Origin of the sequence: Erwinia sp. JUb26 (assembly GCF_003751505.1) — a bacterium.
Classification (GTDB): domain Bacteria; phylum Pseudomonadota; class Gammaproteobacteria; order Enterobacterales; family Enterobacteriaceae; genus Erwinia.
On sequence record NZ_RJVB01000001.1, the window covers coordinates 482,686 to 498,018 of the forward strand.

General features: G+C 53.7%; 10 protein-coding genes and 1 pseudogene (1 of these 11 only partly in view). 6 read left to right on the top strand and 5 right to left on the bottom strand.

Annotated elements, in window-relative coordinates; translation table 11 throughout:
- Nucleotides 1-12 precede the first annotated feature (12 nt).
- Nucleotides 13-999, bottom strand: a complete 987-nt coding sequence (locus tag EC836_RS02300) for a 2-hydroxyacid dehydrogenase (RefSeq protein WP_123329748.1) — start codon at nt 997-999, stop codon at nt 13-15.
- 193 nt (nt 1,000-1,192) lie between these two features.
- Here EC836_RS02300 and EC836_RS02305 point away from each other — a divergent pair, with 193 nt between their 5' ends.
- The 3 genes from EC836_RS02305 to EC836_RS02315 are packed head-to-tail and all read left to right on the top strand — an operon-like array spanning nt 1,193 to nt 4,332.
- Entirely contained in the window at nt 1,193-3,823 is a 2,631-nt protein-coding gene (locus EC836_RS02305; RefSeq protein WP_123329750.1) for a YdbH family protein, read from the top strand.
- Nucleotides 3,807-3,998 carry a YnbE family lipoprotein gene (locus tag EC836_RS02310; RefSeq protein ID WP_123329751.1) on the top strand — a complete coding sequence of 64 codons (192 nt, stop codon included), beginning with the start codon at nt 3,807-3,809 and terminating at the stop codon, nt 3,996-3,998. Before EC836_RS02305 ends, EC836_RS02310 begins: the two co-directional genes overlap by 17 nt.
- 10 nt (nt 3,999-4,008) lie before the next feature.
- Nucleotides 4,009-4,332: a YdbL family protein gene (locus EC836_RS02315; RefSeq protein ID WP_123329753.1), complete on the top strand. Its 324-nt coding sequence runs from the start codon at nt 4,009-4,011 to the stop codon at nt 4,330-4,332.
- A 117-nt stretch (nt 4,333-4,449) separates the two neighbouring features.
- Here EC836_RS02315 and EC836_RS02320 read toward each other — a convergent pair whose 3' ends face one another.
- Nucleotides 4,450-5,055: an FMN-dependent NADH-azoreductase gene (locus tag EC836_RS02320; RefSeq protein WP_123329755.1), complete on the bottom strand. Its 606-nt coding sequence runs from the start codon at nt 5,053-5,055 to the stop codon at nt 4,450-4,452.
- Nucleotides 5,056-5,286: 231 nt separating this feature from the next.
- Here EC836_RS02320 and hrpA point away from each other — a divergent pair, with 231 nt between their 5' ends.
- Both hrpA and EC836_RS02330 read left to right on the top strand, forming a co-directional pair.
- Nucleotides 5,287-9,186, top strand: a complete 3,900-nt coding sequence (gene hrpA / locus EC836_RS02325) for an ATP-dependent RNA helicase HrpA (RefSeq protein WP_123329757.1) — start codon at nt 5,287-5,289, stop codon at nt 9,184-9,186.
- Between the two features lie 967 nt (nt 9,187-10,153).
- Nucleotides 10,154-11,842, top strand: coding sequence for a hypothetical protein (locus EC836_RS02330; RefSeq protein ID WP_148050350.1), 1,689 nt, complete (start codon nt 10,154-10,156; stop codon nt 11,840-11,842).
- 298 nt (nt 11,843-12,140) lie between these two features.
- Here EC836_RS02330 and EC836_RS02335 read toward each other — a convergent pair whose 3' ends face one another.
- Nucleotides 12,141-13,217 (bottom strand): type I restriction enzyme HsdR N-terminal domain-containing protein, encoded by a 1,077-nt coding sequence (locus tag EC836_RS02335; protein ID WP_123330720.1) that lies wholly within the window; start codon nt 13,215-13,217, stop codon nt 12,141-12,143.
- Nucleotides 13,218-13,571: 354 nt separating this feature from the next.
- Here EC836_RS02335 and fos point away from each other — a divergent pair, with 354 nt between their 5' ends.
- The gene (gene fos / locus EC836_RS02340) at nt 13,572-13,970 is read left to right on the top strand and encodes a fosfomycin resistance glutathione transferase (protein WP_123329760.1); all 399 of its coding nucleotides are present in this window, start codon (nt 13,572-13,574) and stop codon (nt 13,968-13,970) included.
- A gap of 41 nt (nt 13,971-14,011) precedes the next feature.
- On the opposite strand, the gene EC836_RS02345 is transcribed toward fos, so the two are convergent.
- Together EC836_RS02345 and asr are read right to left on the bottom strand one after the other, a co-directional pair.
- Nucleotides 14,012-14,818: a serine protease gene (locus EC836_RS02345; RefSeq protein WP_123329762.1), complete on the bottom strand. Its 807-nt coding sequence runs from the start codon at nt 14,816-14,818 to the stop codon at nt 14,012-14,014.
- 414 nt (nt 14,819-15,232) lie between these two features.
- A pseudogene (gene asr, locus EC836_RS24900) lies at nt 15,233-15,333 on the bottom strand (acid resistance repetitive basic protein Asr); its annotated part runs 448 nt beyond the window's last position; the annotation flags it as partial.

Here is a 15,333-nt window from a genome sequence, read left to right on the forward strand (position 1 = left end):
GGGGTCTTCAGATCAGAGCTGGTTAGCGCAGGGCTCGCCTTTTTCCAGCTGCCGCAGGTTTTGCAGCGTGGTCTCGGCGATGCTGGTCAGCGCTTCGGCGGTCAGAAACGCCTGATGGCCGGTAAACAGCACGTTGTGGCAGGCTGACAGGCGGCGGAAAACGTCGTCCTGAATCACGTCGTTCGACTTATCCTCAAAAAACAAATCCCGCTCATTCTCGTAAACGTCCATCCCCAGCGCACCGATCTTCTGCTTTTTCAGCGCGTCGATGGCCGCCTGTGAATCGATCAGGCCACCGCGGCTGGTGTTGATAATCATCACGCCATCCTTCATCTGCGCAAAGGCGCTTTCATTAAGCAGATGATGATTCTCCGGCGTCAGCGGGCAGTGCAGGCTGATTACGTCCGACTGGGCGAACAGTGTTTTAACATCGACATATTCCGCGCCCAGCTCCAGCGCCAGCGGGTTAGGATAGGGGTCGGACACCAACAGGCGCATGCCGAACCCTTTCAGAATACGCAGGGTGGCGATGCCGATCTTACCGGTGCCGATCACCCCCGCGGTCCGGCCATGCATATTGAAACCGATCAGACCTTCCAGCGAAAAGTTGGCATCACGGGTGCGCTGATAGGCGCGGTGGATGCGGCGGTTCAGCGTCATCATCATGCCGATTGCATGCTCGGCGACCGCTTCCGGTGAATAGGCCGGCACGCGAACCACCTGCATGCCCAGTTCTTTTGCCGCATCGAGGTCAACGTTGTTAAACCCGGCGCAGCGCAGCGCAATAAACTTCACCCCCAGTTCCGCCAGCTCTTCCAGCACCTTGCGGCTGCCATCGTCGTTGACGAAAATACACACGCCGTCACATCCCGTGGCGTTCTTCGCGGTGCGTTCGGTCAGCAGAAAGTCGAAGAATTCCAGCTCGAAGCCAAAATCCTGATTCACCTGTTCCAGGTATTTCCGGTCATACTGTTTGGTGCTGTATACCGCAAGTTTCATCGTTTGAGTTCCTTTTACCGCTGCAGAATGAATAGCTGCAGTTTATCAACTAATCTCAGCGAGTGAGAACCGGATGGTGGCTACCGCTGCAAAAAGCAGCGGATCCTCCGTTAAACGGTGAAAAACTTCACGATAAGGCGATTACGTGCCATCATTTCGTTGATCATCACGGACCGAACAGGATTTTGCTGCCATGAACAGGGGCTGGAAACGCGCGCTTGCCGCGCTGCTGGCAGCGATCCTGCTGCTGACAGGACTTTTACTCACCATTACGCAATGGCTGCCGCGTCTGGTGGGACTATGGCTGCCAAACGATACCACGATTTCTCTCGATGGCGGGCCGCGCTGGCGGCACGGCGCATTGAGCCTGCCCGGCGTTCACTACAATATCGGTGATTGTGAACTGGCGGCGGTTAAGAATGTCTCGCTGAGCTATCGTCAGCAACGCTGGCTGGCCGACGCCGACAGCGTGATGATTGACAGCGAGTGTGCCGCCAAATTCCCTGCCGGTGACAATCAGGATGCTCCCCGCACGCTGGCCGAGTGGCAGCAGATGCTGCCTGGTGCCAGTGTGACTATCCGTCAGCTGACCCTCAAGCCCTGGCCGCAGTGGGCGGGGGAACTCCAGCTTGATTTCAAACCCGACAGTCAGCAGGTCCACTACAAAGGCGATAACCTCTTGCTGGAAGCGGAACTGCGCCAGCAGCAGCTGACCCTTAAAACCCTGACCGTACAGGCACCGGGCATTCCTCAACCGATTACACTCGACGGCACGCTGACGCTGCCGCGCATTCCCGACGCGCTGCCGCAAAGCGGCGTGCTCCACGGCAATCTGGCGCTGGATGCTATCGCGGAGCCGCTGAACGTGCAGCTGGACTGGCAGCAGCAGAGCGGCACGCTGCGGGTCAGCGCGGCGAGTCAGCCGCAGCCGCTACTGGACCTGCCGTGGCAGATTACTCCGCAGAAAATTGAAATTCAGCAGGGCAGCTGGAACTGGCCGTGGGGTACCCAGCCGCTATCCGGCGGGATTGCGCTGCTGGCTGAAGACTGGCAGCAGGGGCTGAGCGCCACGCGGCTCAGCGGGCGGCTGAATCTGCTGACCTCGGGGCGAGGCGGCAAAGGCAACGTGGTGCTGTCGGTGGGGCCAGGGCATCTGGACTGGCAGAACAGCAGCCTGCCGCTGCGGCTTTACGGCGAAAGCAAACTCGATGCGCTGCAGTTTTACGCCAGCCTGGTGGGCGAACTTCGCGGGCCGCTGGTGGACCCACAGCTGGCGATGCTGCCCGGCGCGCTGCTGCGCATGAAAGGCCGCCTGCTGTCGACGCTGGAAGTCGATGAAGCCCGCTGGCCGCTGGCCGGGGTTAAGATTTCTTCAGCCGGGATCGACGGTCGACTACAGGCGATACTCAGCGCGCACGACGTACAGATGGGCAACTTCCGCCTGCATCTTGACGGGCGGGCCAGCGATTTCTGGCCGGACAAAGGCGAATGGCGCTGGCGCTACTGGGGCGACGGGCGGCTGAAGCCGCTGGCGGCAAAGTGGGATATGGCGGGCACCGGGCGCTGGCAGAATTCACTGATCGAACTCTCCACGCTCTCTACCGGTTTTGACCGCATCAGCTACGGCAGCGTGGAAATGGCCGCGCCGCGCCTGACGCTGGTGAAGCCCGTCAGATGGCAGCGCGATGAGCAGAATCCATCTTTTGACGGTGAGCTGGCGTTAAAAGCGCGGGAAACCCGCTTCAGCGCCGGGGGCTATCTGCCGCCCTCAACCTTAACTCTGGCGATTAAGGGCCGCGACCCGGCCGCGTTTCTGTTTAACGGCGCACTGCAGGCGCAGAAAATCGGGCCGGTTCAGGTGCGCGGTCGCTGGGACGGCGAGCGCCTGCGCGGCCAGGCCTGGTGGCCGGAACAGTCGCTAAGGGTGTTTCAGCCGCTGCTTAGCCCCGATCTGAAATTGTCGATTCAAAGCGGTACGCTGAAGGCGCAGGTGGCATTTTCTGCCGCCGCCGATCAGGGGCTGGAGGCCGGTGGCCACTGGCTGGTGCGTAACGGCCGCGCGCTGCTGCCGGATAATGAATTCAACGGTGTGGATTTTTCCCTGCCGTTCCGTCTGCAATCCCACCGCTGGTACTTTGGTACCCACGGCCCGGTCTCGCTGCGCATCGGCGAGATAAAAAATCAGTTTGCCATGCAGAATGTCAGCGCCGACCTGCGCGGCTGGTATCCGTGGACCGACGCGGAACCGCTCAGTCTGACTAACGTCAGTCTGGATATGCTGGGCGGTACGCTGAGCCTTGACCGTTTACAGATGCCGCAGACCGAGGCGGCAAAGATTCGCGTGCAGCATATTGCGCTGTCGCAGCTTATTACGGCGATGAAGCTCAAACAGATTGCGCTGTCCGGCCATATTAACGGCGAGCTGCCGCTGTTCCTCAATAACAGCCATTGGCTGGTCAAAGACGGCTGGATCGCCAACAGCGGTCCGCTGACCGTGCGCATGGACAAAGACATGGCCGATGCCATCAGCAGCAATAATATTGCCGCCGGTGCCGCCATCGACTGGCTGCGCTATATGGAAATTTCGCGCAGCTGGGCGACGCTCGACCTTGATAATCTCGGCTGGATGAGCCTGACGGCCAAAGTCGACGGCACCAGCCGATTTAGCGACCGCGATCAGCGCGTTGCGCTGAATTACTCCCAGCGGGAAAACCTGTTTCAACTCTGGCGCAGCCTGCGCTTTGGCGATAACCTGCAGTCCTGGGTGGAAGATAACGCCACCCTGCCGTTGCAGAAGGAAAAACGTGATGAAAGCCCTGAATAGCCTGCTGATGGCCGGCGCGATGCTGTCGTTGAGCGGATGTATTCCGCGCATTGAAGTGGCGGCCCCGAAAGAACCGATCACCATCAATATGAACGTCAAAATCGAGCACGAAATCCATATCAAGGTCGATAAAGACGTGGAAGCGCTGTTAAAAAACCAGAGCGGTCTGTTCTGAGGATAAAACCATGAAACTGCTGAACAGAGCACTATTGCTGGGCTGGCTGCTGTTGTCCACCGGGGTGATGGCGCTGACCCTTGACGAAGCGCGGCAACAGGGCCGGGTGGGCGAAACGCTTAATGGCTATATCGCTCCCCGACAGTCGGATGCGGAAACCCAGGCGCTGGTGAAACAGATCAATGAAGGCCGCAGCACGCAGTATCAGCTGCTGGCGGAACAAAACAATATGACGGCGGGCGAGGTGGCCAGAATTGCCGGGCAGAAGCTGGTCGAGCGGGCGAAGCCTGGCGAATACGTGCGCGGAATTAACGGACAGTGGCTAAAAAAATAGCCGCAGCGAAAAGTAAGACCGTAGCGAAAAGTATTTCTATGGCCGAAAAAAAACGCGATGCACGGGGCATCGCGTTATCGTCAGGCTCCGGCAGCGATTCGCCACCGGTGATTAAAATCAGGCAGCAACGATTTTAGAGATAGCGTCTTTCGCATCGTTAGCGGCTTTCTGCGCCACTTCCGGGCCGTAACCGATACCTTCAGCGAATACGAACTGCACGTCGGTCATCCCCAGGAAGCCCAGGAAGATGGTCAGGTACGGCGTCAGCAGGTCGTTCGGGGTATCTTTATGGATGCCGCCGCGGCTGGTCAGAACCACAACTTTTTTTCCTTTCACCAGGCCTTCAGGGCCATTTTCGGTGTAGCGGAAGGTGATGCCTGCACGGGCAACCAGGTCGAAGTAGTTTTTCAGCTGGGTTGGGATGTTGAAGTTATACATCGGTGCGGCGATCACGATGGTGTCGTGCGCCTGCAGCTCTTCAATCAGCTCGTTGGACAGCGCCAGCGCGTCCTGCTGACGGGCAGACAGTTCGGCGTCGGAAGGGCGCAGTGCGCCAACCAGCTCACCGTCCAGCACCGGAATTGGGTTTGCCGCTAAATCGCGGATGGTGACTTCATCACCAGGATGAGCGGCTTTCCACTCTGAAACCAGATGATCGGCCAGCTGGCCTGACTGAGAATAACCGGCGAGAATGCTTGATTTCAAAACGAGTACTTTGCTCATGTCTCTATTTCCTGTTAAGTCGCGGAAAGCTGTCCGCCTGATGTGAAACACTCTACTGCGATATGCCGGTGAGTGTAAGTGCGAGTTTTTGTTATCGATGTTCGAAAATATTGAATAAGGATACCCGTGCAGGTAAAACGCTAAGTTCTTGTCTGTGCTACTATACGCAAAATTTTTTATCACAATACATCCATGTTGTCGGTTAACCGCGCAATAAAGTGAGTTTGACCTATGTCTGATACACCACAATCTGCCCTGACCCCGTTCTGGCCGCGCCTGGACTCGCTGATGCTGCGCGACAGCCAGCGCCTGCAGCGTCGGCTGCACGGGGCAAAAAAAGTTAAAGCGCCGGCCGCGCTCCAGGCGATTGCCGAAGAGCTGAACCGTGACTTTACCGCCGCCGAGCTGCGAATTGCCCAGCGCCGCGCCGCTGTACCGACCATTACCTACCCTGAAAATCTGCCGGTTAGCCAGAAGAAGCAGGACATCGCCGAGGCGATCCGCGATCACCAGGTGGTGATTGTGGCCGGTGAAACCGGTTCGGGGAAAACCACCCAGCTGCCGAAAATTTGCATGGAGCTGGGGCGCGGCATTCGTGGCCTGATCGGCCACACCCAGCCGCGTCGCCTGGCCGCGCGCACGGTTGCCGACCGCATTGCCGCCGAGCTGGAAACCTCGCTGGGCGGCTGCGTGGGTTATAAAGTTCGCTTTAACGATCAGGTCGGTGACACCACCCAGGTGAAGCTGATGACCGACGGTATCCTGCTGGCGGAAATCCAGCAGGACCGCATGCTGATGCAGTACGACACCATCATTATCGATGAAGCCCACGAACGCAGCCTGAACATCGATTTCCTGCTGGGCTATCTGCGCGAGCTGCTGCCGAAGCGCCCCGATCTGAAAGTGATCATCACTTCGGCAACCATCGATCCACAGCGCTTCTCGCGCCATTTCAACAATGCGCCGGTGATAGAAGTGTCGGGCCGCACCTATCCGGTGGAAGTGCGCTATCGCCCGGTGGTGGAAGACGCGGATGATACCGACCGCGACCAGCTGCAGGCGATATTCGACGCCGTTGACGAGCTGGGGCAGGAGAGCCGCGGCGATATTCTGATTTTCATGAGCGGCGAACGGGAAATCCGCGACACCGCCGATGCGCTGATGAAGCGTGACCTGCCGCATACCGAGGTGCTGCCGCTCTACGCACGCCTGTCCAACGCCGAGCAGAACCGCGTGTTCCAGTCGCACGTCGGGCGGCGCATCGTGCTGGCAACCAACGTGGCGGAAACCTCGCTGACCGTGCCGGGCATCAAATACGTGATCGATCCGGGCACCGCGCGCATCAGCCGCTACAGCTTCCGCACTAAGGTGCAGCGACTGCCGATTGAACCGGTATCGCAGGCGTCAGCCAATCAGCGTAAAGGGCGCTGCGGTCGTGTGTCCGAGGGGATCTGTATTCGTCTGTACTCCGAAGATGATTTCCTCAGCCGCCCGGCGTTTACCGACCCGGAGATCCTGCGGACCAACCTGGCGTCGGTGATTCTGCAGATGACCTCGCTCGGGCTGGGCGATATCGCCGCCTTCCCGTTCGTGGAAGCGCCGGACCAGCGCAATATTCAGGACGGCGTGCGCCTGCTGGAAGAGCTGGGGGCGATTACCCTGGACGATAACCAGCACTATAAGCTGACGACATCCGGCCGCTCGCTGGCCCAGCTGCCGGTGGATCCGCGCCTGGCAAAAATGGTGCTGGAAGCGCAGAAATACGGCTGCGTGCGCGAGGCGATGATTATTACCTCCGCGCTGTCGATTCAGGACCCGCGCGAGCGCCCGGCGGAGAAAAAGCAGGCATCGGACGAGAAACACCAGCGATTTGCCGATAAAGAGTCGGATTTCAACGCCTTTGTCAACCTGTGGAACTACCTCCAGGAGCAGCAGAAAGCGCTGTCCTCCAGCCAGTTCCGCCGCCAGTGCAAGCTGGACTACCTCAACTACCTGCGCGTGCGCGAGTGGCAGGATATTTATACCCAGCTGCGCCAGGTGGTACGTGAACAGGGGCTGCCGGTCAACAGCGAACCGGCCCCGTTCCGCGAAGTGCACACCGCGCTGCTTACCGGCCTGCTGTCGCATATCGGCCAGAAAGACAGCGACAAGCAGGAGTACACCGGCGCGCGCAATGCCCGTTTTGCTATCTTCCCCGGCTCCGGGCTGTTTAAAAAGCCGCCGAAGTGGACGATTGTGGCCGAGTTGGTGGAAACCAGCCGCCTGTGGGGGCGCATTGCCGCCCGCATTGAGCCGGAGTGGATTGAGCCGCTGGCGCAGCACTTGCTCAAGCGCAGCTACAGCGAACCGCACTGGGAGAAAGCCCAGGGCGCGGTCATTGCGGTGGAGAAAGTCACGCTGTACGGCCTGCCGATCGTCGCGGCGCGTAAGGTCAACTACAGCCAGATTGACCCGGTGCTGTCGCGCGAGCTGTTTATCCGCCATGCGCTGGTGGAGGGCGACTGGCAGACGCGCCACGGCTTCTTCAAGGCCAACCTCAAGCTGCGAGAAGAAGTTGAAGAGCTGGAACATAAATCCCGCCGCCGCGATATTCTGGTGGATGACGAGATCCTGTTCGAGTTTTACGACCAGCGCATCCCGCACGACGTGGTGTCCGCCCGCCATTTCGACAGCTGGTGGAAAAACGTCAGCCGGACGGAGCCGGAGCGGCTGAACTTCGCCAAAGAGATGCTAATCCGCCAGGGCGCGGAGAACGTCAGCAAGCTGGATTACCCGAACTTCTGGCATCAGGGCAATCTGAAACTCAAGCTCAGCTACCAGTTTGAACCGGGTGCGGACGCCGACGGCGTGACCGTCCACGTGCCGCTGCCGCTGCTGAATCAGGTCGAAGAAAAGGGCTTTGAATGGCAGATCCCCGGCATCCGCCGCGAGCTGGTCATTGCACTGATTAAATCGCTGCCGAAGCCGTTACGCCGTAACTTTGTCCCTGCGCCAAACTACGCGGAGGCCTTCCTCGGCCGCGCCGAACCGCTGGCGCTGCCGCTGCTGGAGTCGCTGGAGCGCGAGTTCCGCCGCATGTCCGGCGTCACGCTGGACCGTGAAGCCTGGCAGTGGGATCAGGTGCCCGATCATCTGAAAATCACCTTCAGGGTGATCGATGAGAACAACCGTAAGCTGGCGGAGGGCAAAGACCTCGATGCGCTGAAGCTGCAGCTGAAGGGCAAGGTGCAGGAAACCCTGTCGCAGGTGGCCGATGACGGCCTTGAGCAGAGCGGTCTGCATATCTGGAGTTTCGGCGATCTGCCGGACCACTTCGAGCAGAAGCGCGGCAGCTACAGCGTGAAGGCCTGGCCTGCGCTGGTCGATGAGAAAGACAGCGTAGCCATCCGGTTGTTTGACTCTCAGCACGAGCAGCAGAAAGCAATGTGGCGCGGCCAGCGTCGCCTGCTGCTGCTGAACGTGCCGTCGCCGATCAAATACCTGCACGAAAAGCTGCCGAACAAGGCCAAGCTCGGTCTGTACTTTAACCCGTACGGCAAGGTGCTGGACCTGATCGATGACTGCATCGCCTGCGGCATCGATAAGCTGATTGCCGAACACGGCGGTCCGAGCTGGCAGGAATCCGGCTATACCCGGCTGCACGATGTGGTGCGCGCCGAGCTGAATGACACGGTGGTGGAGATCGCCAAAATGGTCGAACAGATCCTCACGGCGGTGTTCAACATCAACAAGCGGCTGAAAGGGCGCGTGGATATGACCATGGCGCTGGCGCTGTCCGATATCAAAGCACAGATGAGCGGCCTGGTGTATCGCGGCTTTGTTACCGGCAACGGCTGGAAAAAGCTGGCCGATACCCTGCGCTATCTGCAGGCGATTGAGCGACGCATGGAAAAGCTGGCGGTGGATCCGCACAGCGATCGCGCCAGGATGATCAAAGTGCAGAGCGTTGAGCAGGCGTGGAACACCTGGTTCAACAAGCTGCCGCCGCAGCGCCGCGATGACGACGACGTGCAGGATATTCGCTGGATGATTGAGGAGCTGCGCGTCAGCTTCTTCGCGCAGCAGTTGGGCACGCCATATCCCGTTTCGGAAAAGCGGATTACCCAGGCGATGGAGCAGTTAGTGGTTTAGGTGGATAATTAACTTGGCATTCTGTTTTAAAAATAACAAAGCCCCTATTGGGGCTTTGTTATTTTTACATCAATAAAAGCGTAAGCCTGTTGGATAGCGGCGCTAGCGTTGTTTCCCAACCCCCTGTTCAAAAACGTTCAACCAGGATTTACACTGCCGCTTAATGTCTACATAAAATGCCGGTGGTGAATATATTGATATAGCGGTAGTTGATGGATGCCATGTAGGCAAAGGGCAATGCTGGGATCAGAAGAAGAGCAGCCAACGCAATGTGAAAAATTGCTTTGTGCTTTGATGAGTTTGCTAATGCTAATATTGACAAGGTTTACGCTCATAAGTATCAAGTTGGATCCATCCATGTATTATTTTCATTTGAAATCCTCGTAACGATAACTTCAGTAAACTATTTTTGAACGCACACCCATAAATCAAATAGTTAATAACGGGAGGTGATTAATCGGGCGCAATCCGCTTCTACCGCTTCATAAAAGCATGCCATATGCCACTGCTGCGGTTTTACTCAAGAAAATCTTCCAGTGATAATAGTTATCAACTATCATCTTTTTTATTATCAATTGGTAAAAATGATTTGCAGACTTTGTATGCCCGGCCGTAAAGTACGCTAAGCTAAAAATTATACCCCATTAGTCATGTTATTTGCACTCACTGGCTGTCAGCAATTTCAGGATGGTGTTAAAAATATCGACTCATCCATCACTGACTTCAATAAAAAGATGAATGCGACAACCGGTAGTTCAACCGCGTCCCAGCATTCAAGCGCTGTTGATCTCTCTTCCATATCGAATATTATTCTGGATTAGAGAACGATATTCTGAAGTATAAGAAAGGCGATGTGGTTAATTTGACCGGTTCACTATCTAAGTAAAGATCGTCAAGCCATGTCCGGTCGTTCCGGACTGGACTTTATTTACCCGACAACTCAGGCCTTTATTTGATGAATGGTATCATGATGGAAAAAGAGAATTGGCTGTCATCCTGTGAAGGCACAATACAGGGTTTCATCGAAAACTCCACCCGATTAGCGTCAGATAAACTTGACCTGACATTAGAGGAATACATAGATTTTGATTTTCAGGTCCGTTTGAATCTTGCTGTTCGGGTTGAAGAAAAAAACAGGACACAGCCCGGTTCATTATCAGAAACCGAAAGCAGGTTAGTTTTTTCCCATGCTGCAGACTATGAGCAAGCACTCATAGCGGAAACTCGCGCCGTCTTATCAAGGGAAGAAACGTTACCCCAAGCCGGCGCAATGGTGCTCTCTCGCCCCTTTGGTGAAATTCGCAAAGCCATGCCAATCTACTCACATCCACGACATATCTGCCATACGGATGATTGCGATAACTGTCATGGTCGTGGACATGTCAGTTGTTCAGGGTGCAGTGGGTCTGGCAAGAAGTCCTGTTTTGGCTGCAGCGGCAGCGGGCAGGTAATGAGGCAGCGGCAGCATTACGATTCTTACACTAAGGAAACTCGTTACGAAAATTATTATGAAAGCTGCTCGTCCTGTTATGGACATGGCCAGGTGGAATGTAGTGAATGTCGGGGTTCGGGAGCTCAGCAGTGCGGTCGATGTAACGGCGAGGGCATTCTCACCAAAATTACCGAACTCGTCAGCGTGGTGGTGCCGGACTATCAGTTTGTTTATTTCAGAGAAGATGTTCAGAAATATATTATTGATGGACTTTACAAAGCGAATATTCACAATATTGAACAGTTCGGCAATGTTACTTTGGCAACGGTAGACAGCAATGAGGAAACGCGCAGTATAAAATTAATTTTCAATGCCAACATTCCTTTTGCCCGCTTCCACAGCCCGCTGCCGCAGGCGAAAGAAGACCATCCCAATATTAATTGGATTATTTACGGTAAGGATCCAACTATCCTCGATTCGGGACATGTGATTGAGCTGATGCTCAAAAGCGATCTTAATAATCTCGTTTACAGTGCAACGAAGGGAAAGTTACTCAATCCCTTTATCGCGCTGTCCAGCCGTAAGGCGATTACCACTTTCGTTGAATCAGAAGCGCATCAGAAGATGCTGGATGCGAACAAAAAGGATGAATCAGAAGAGGCGATCGGGGAACAGCTTAATCGTGCGTTCTCAACCACCTATATCAGGGAAGCGCTCACCAGTCTGACAAAGATCGTGACCGCCGTTCAGAACTGGTCCGTCGTGAAGTGGGGGATTTGCAGTTCCCTGATCGTTTACCTGCTGATGCCGTTCTATACGGCCTATATTCATGCATGGTATCCAAATCTGGAAACAGGACAGGTCTATCTTACCCCGTTTACGCGCTGGGACAGTCAGCAACATATTTTGCTATCACTGCAGGTGCTGGCACGTTTCTGTGGATTTTTTGCCGTGGTCCTAGCCGTGGCGATTCCTGCGCTGGGTTATGGCTGGAGACGAGGATGGATCAAGTGGCGGCTGGGGAAACATCTTGCCAACTGGAGTCGTAATCAAAAGCTCATTAAAAGCCGCTGGCTTGTGAGTATACTACTGACCTTGATGTTAACTACGTTATTGTTAGCGCTATTCCCAGTGTGGGTGTCTGGCAATGATGCGATGCTGTTTGGCGTTATTCCTTTCGATAAACCGTCGCAGTGGATAATTCATTTTGTGAACGGCGTGTAGATGATAATCCGGTCTGACTTTTCATTCTTAGTTTAATGTGTGGGGCGAGTAGGCAGACCCGTATTAGTTCTATGCTTTAGTAAGGTCCAGGGGGAGTTTGACCCTGGGCCGAAATTAATGCAATGATAAACAAAACGATTTCTTCTTTCCGGAAACTCAGGGTGAATTCAGCCTGAGTTATGTCATTTCTGACGTTTTAAATAAATTATCACTATTTCAAATGAGTGAGCTGGGTTATTAAAGTTCAATCAGCGGCCTCCGAACATTAGATGCAGATGTTCTTATGCTCGGAGGTTTGTCAGGCGACTAAATACCCTTCAATTGTGGCAAGAATTGCATCGGCATGCGCGTATATATCATCTAGCTCATCGATTGCGATTTTTAATTCTTTTTTATCAGAATCAAAAAGACTGAGGTATTTTTGGGCTGTGTTGAATCTAAATCTACAAATTGGTTTTCGATTGTTGTTGTCGAAGAGTATTGCACAGTATGACTTTGAATCTCTGATGGCAACTCTGGAAGGGGAAACAGATTTGCTGGCAATTGCTTTTACAATGAGGTATCCATTAATTTCATCCTCTGTTGTTTCAATATCGTCGTCATCTAACGCTTCAATTGCTGTTTCTTTTTCTGGAGGGGATTCGTCAGGGCCGCCGCTTGTGTTAAACATGGCGTTTTTAAGTCGAATATTTAATTGATCGTTAAGATATTGAGTAGCACCTTTCTTAATGAGAACGGAAAAAAGCTCTCTTACTTTTTGCGTTACAACACCATCGTAAACTTTAGATGCGATATATTTTGTGAAGTCATCATCACCTTCATTAAGAATAAGGCCAATGACTTTTTTTATCTGGCTGACATACTTTAATTCCCCTGCTGCGTTTACAATTGACTCAACATCAAACGTCTTTTTATTGAGTTTTATTATTTCAGGGATTGCGTATTCATCAATGTCTAACAGATCTAATTCAAGAAATGGCTTTTCATCCATCTTGTTAGGAGTATCCAGATCTGTGAAGAATTTATAACACTGCCCATTAGTGAGAATAGCAACTCGCGCACTAGTAACGTGGAAGTATCTAAAAAGTTGCATGGCATGATTAATGGAAAGTGATTCACCAATTTTCTTACATTCTATAAGGATTTGTATGTTATTGTCTTTTTTGATTGCGTAGTCTATCTTTTCGCCCTTTTTCGTTCCTATGTCACAAATATACTCTGGCGTTACCTCTTCAGGATCGAAAACATCATAACCAAGGATGTTACTGATGAAGGGCATTACAAAAGCTGCTTTTGTTGCTTCTTCAGTCTGTATCATATGTGACTGGCTTTTTATTTTCCCAGAAAGCGCAGCTAGTTTTTCACTAATCTCCATGTATACCTCTAAGTTAAGGTTGATCAACTTTTATGTGATAGTTCCATCTCGAACTGGACAACTAATGCTGTGAATAAACCAAACATCATTTTTATTAGGATAATTCCTCTTGAGCTTACTTTGGTTCTATGGGTTTTAAATTGGTTAATTTTATTAACATAACTTACCCAGATAAATCAAGAAAATTTCATGCATTTTCTGCAGCAATCAGAATACCTACACTTTGAGCAGTAAAAACACCTATAGCTCACAATTCGAACTCCACACCGGTTGAACAACTCCCATCCATATTGATTCCGAATACATCAACCATGCTAAATTGAACATCTCTCAATCCCGCAGAAGAGTTACAGCATGCTGATCGGACTTAACCACATCACCCTCGCCGTTAGCAACGTGGCGAAAAGCTTTGATTTTTATGTCAATACGCTGGGTTTTACCCCAAAGGCGAAATGGTCGCGCGGTGCCTATCTTTCACTGGATGGGCTGTGGCTGTGCCTTTCTGCGGATACCGTACTGTCCGGCGAGGATTACACCCACTACGCTTTTAGCGTTAGCCGTGAGGACTTTGATGAGTTTGCTGCTCGTCTGAGAGCAACGGGCGTGACGGAGTGGAAGATCAACAAAAGCGAAGGGAAGTCGGTCTACTTTTTAGATCCCGACGGGCACAAACTGGAGATTCATGACGGGGATTTGAACAGCCGCCTGATGGCGTGCAGAGATCGTCCTTATGACGGTATGATTTTTTTCTGAAATTAAGCGAATTGAAGAGCCGTATGCCGGCTCTTCAACGGCTATTTAGCCAGCTCTTCCAGACTGTCGCGAAATGCCGTGACGGCAATCGCGCGGTTATCGGCCAGATAACGGTCTTTCGGCGCGGGAGCGGAGCTTTGTACCGCAATCAGCTGCCAGTCGCCGTTGACCTTCAGCAGCAGCGGGGAGCCGCTGTCTCCCGGCAGGGTATCGCACTGGTGCGACAGCACGGTTTTCTGCGCCCAACCGGTGATCAGGCAATCACTGTGTGAGTAAAGCGTATCCAGGTGATCTTCCGGATAGCCCGCCTGGGTCACTTTGCGGCCGGTGGCCTTCAGCGCGGCCGTCATCTCGCCGCGCGTGCCGTCAAACAGGGGTATGGGAACAATGCCGGAAGGGGGATTACGTAAGATAATCAGCCCGAAATCATAGGGCGCAGCGGATGACGGAACAATCCAGCCATCGCCATCGGCCTTCAGTTTTTTCCCCAGCGTCGGGTTCACCCGGCCTTCAATATCGTGAATTTCATAGCGCCACTTGCCGTAATTTCCGGCAACAAACCGCAGCGCGATGGCTTTATCCATCTTTCCCGGCGGCGCGAGCAGGCAGTGACCGGCGGTCAGGGCAAGGTGAGGGGAAATCAGCGTGGCGCTGCACAGGTTGCCGCTGGCCGTTTCAAGCTGGCCGATGGCTTCCCACGGCTGACTGGCCGTATTGCTGACCGGCAGGCGGTCGTCTTTACCGAAAAACAGCGTCTTGGTGTCGGCTTCACTCTGGGCATCATCATCGGCTTGGGTTTGGTACGAAAAAGCGAGAAGACCCATTAATAACACAGCAGTCAGGCGCATATTTCTCTCGGGCTGGAGAAGCATTAAAGGTGATTACGCTAATGGAGTAACTATAGACGGATAGCGCTGAAAAAGGGAGATTAATTTGGAATATCAGCACGCTACAGGGTTCAGATGTAGAAGCTGGCGGCAATCACACCGCAAAGGATCATCACAACCAGAATGATTTCGAATAAATAGCGGCGCACCATCATCCGAGACTCCGGGAAAGAAACACCCGGATTATCCGGGTGTTTGAGTTAGGGAACTTGTTTCGGGCGGCTGTCCGCCCGTCTGCGAAAATTACGCTTTAGGAGCAGCGGCTTTCTTGGCAGCTTTGTGGTGCTTTTTAGCGGCCTGAGCTTTCTGAGCGACTGGCTTCTTGGCAGCTTTGTGGTGCTTTTTAGCGGCCTGAGCTTTCTGAGCGACTGGTTTCTTGGCAGCTTTGTGGTGCTTTTTAGCGGCCTGAGCTTTCTGAGCGACTGGTTTCTTGGCAGCTTTGTGGTGCTTTTTAGCGGCCTGAGCTTTCTGAGCTG

Bases quoted from the DNA above. Each gene is read 5' to 3' on its own strand.
- fos (WP_123329760.1), top strand. From the start codon at position 13,572: ATGCTGATCGGACTTAACCACATCACCCTCGCCGTTAGCAACGTGGCG.
- EC836_RS02300 (WP_123329748.1), bottom strand. From the start codon at position 999: ATGAAACTTGCGGTATACAGCACCAAACAGTATGACCGGAAATACCTG.
- EC836_RS02320 (WP_123329755.1), bottom strand. From the start codon at position 5,055: ATGAGCAAAGTACTCGTTTTGAAATCAAGCATTCTCGCCGGTTATTCT.
- EC836_RS02305 (WP_123329750.1), top strand. From the start codon at position 1,193: ATGAACAGGGGCTGGAAACGCGCGCTTGCCGCGCTGCTGGCAGCGATC.
- hrpA (WP_123329757.1), top strand. From the start codon at position 5,287: ATGTCTGATACACCACAATCTGCCCTGACCCCGTTCTGGCCGCGCCTG.
- EC836_RS02335 (WP_123330720.1), bottom strand. From the start codon at position 13,217: ATGGAGATTAGTGAAAAACTAGCTGCGCTTTCTGGGAAAATAAAAAGC.
- EC836_RS02345 (WP_123329762.1), bottom strand. From the start codon at position 14,818: ATGCGCCTGACTGCTGTGTTATTAATGGGTCTTCTCGCTTTTTCGTAC.
- EC836_RS02315 (WP_123329753.1), top strand. From the start codon at position 4,009: ATGAAACTGCTGAACAGAGCACTATTGCTGGGCTGGCTGCTGTTGTCC.
- EC836_RS02310 (WP_123329751.1), top strand. From the start codon at position 3,807: ATGAAAGCCCTGAATAGCCTGCTGATGGCCGGCGCGATGCTGTCGTTG.
- EC836_RS02330 (WP_148050350.1), top strand. From the start codon at position 10,154: ATGATGGAAAAAGAGAATTGGCTGTCATCCTGTGAAGGCACAATACAG.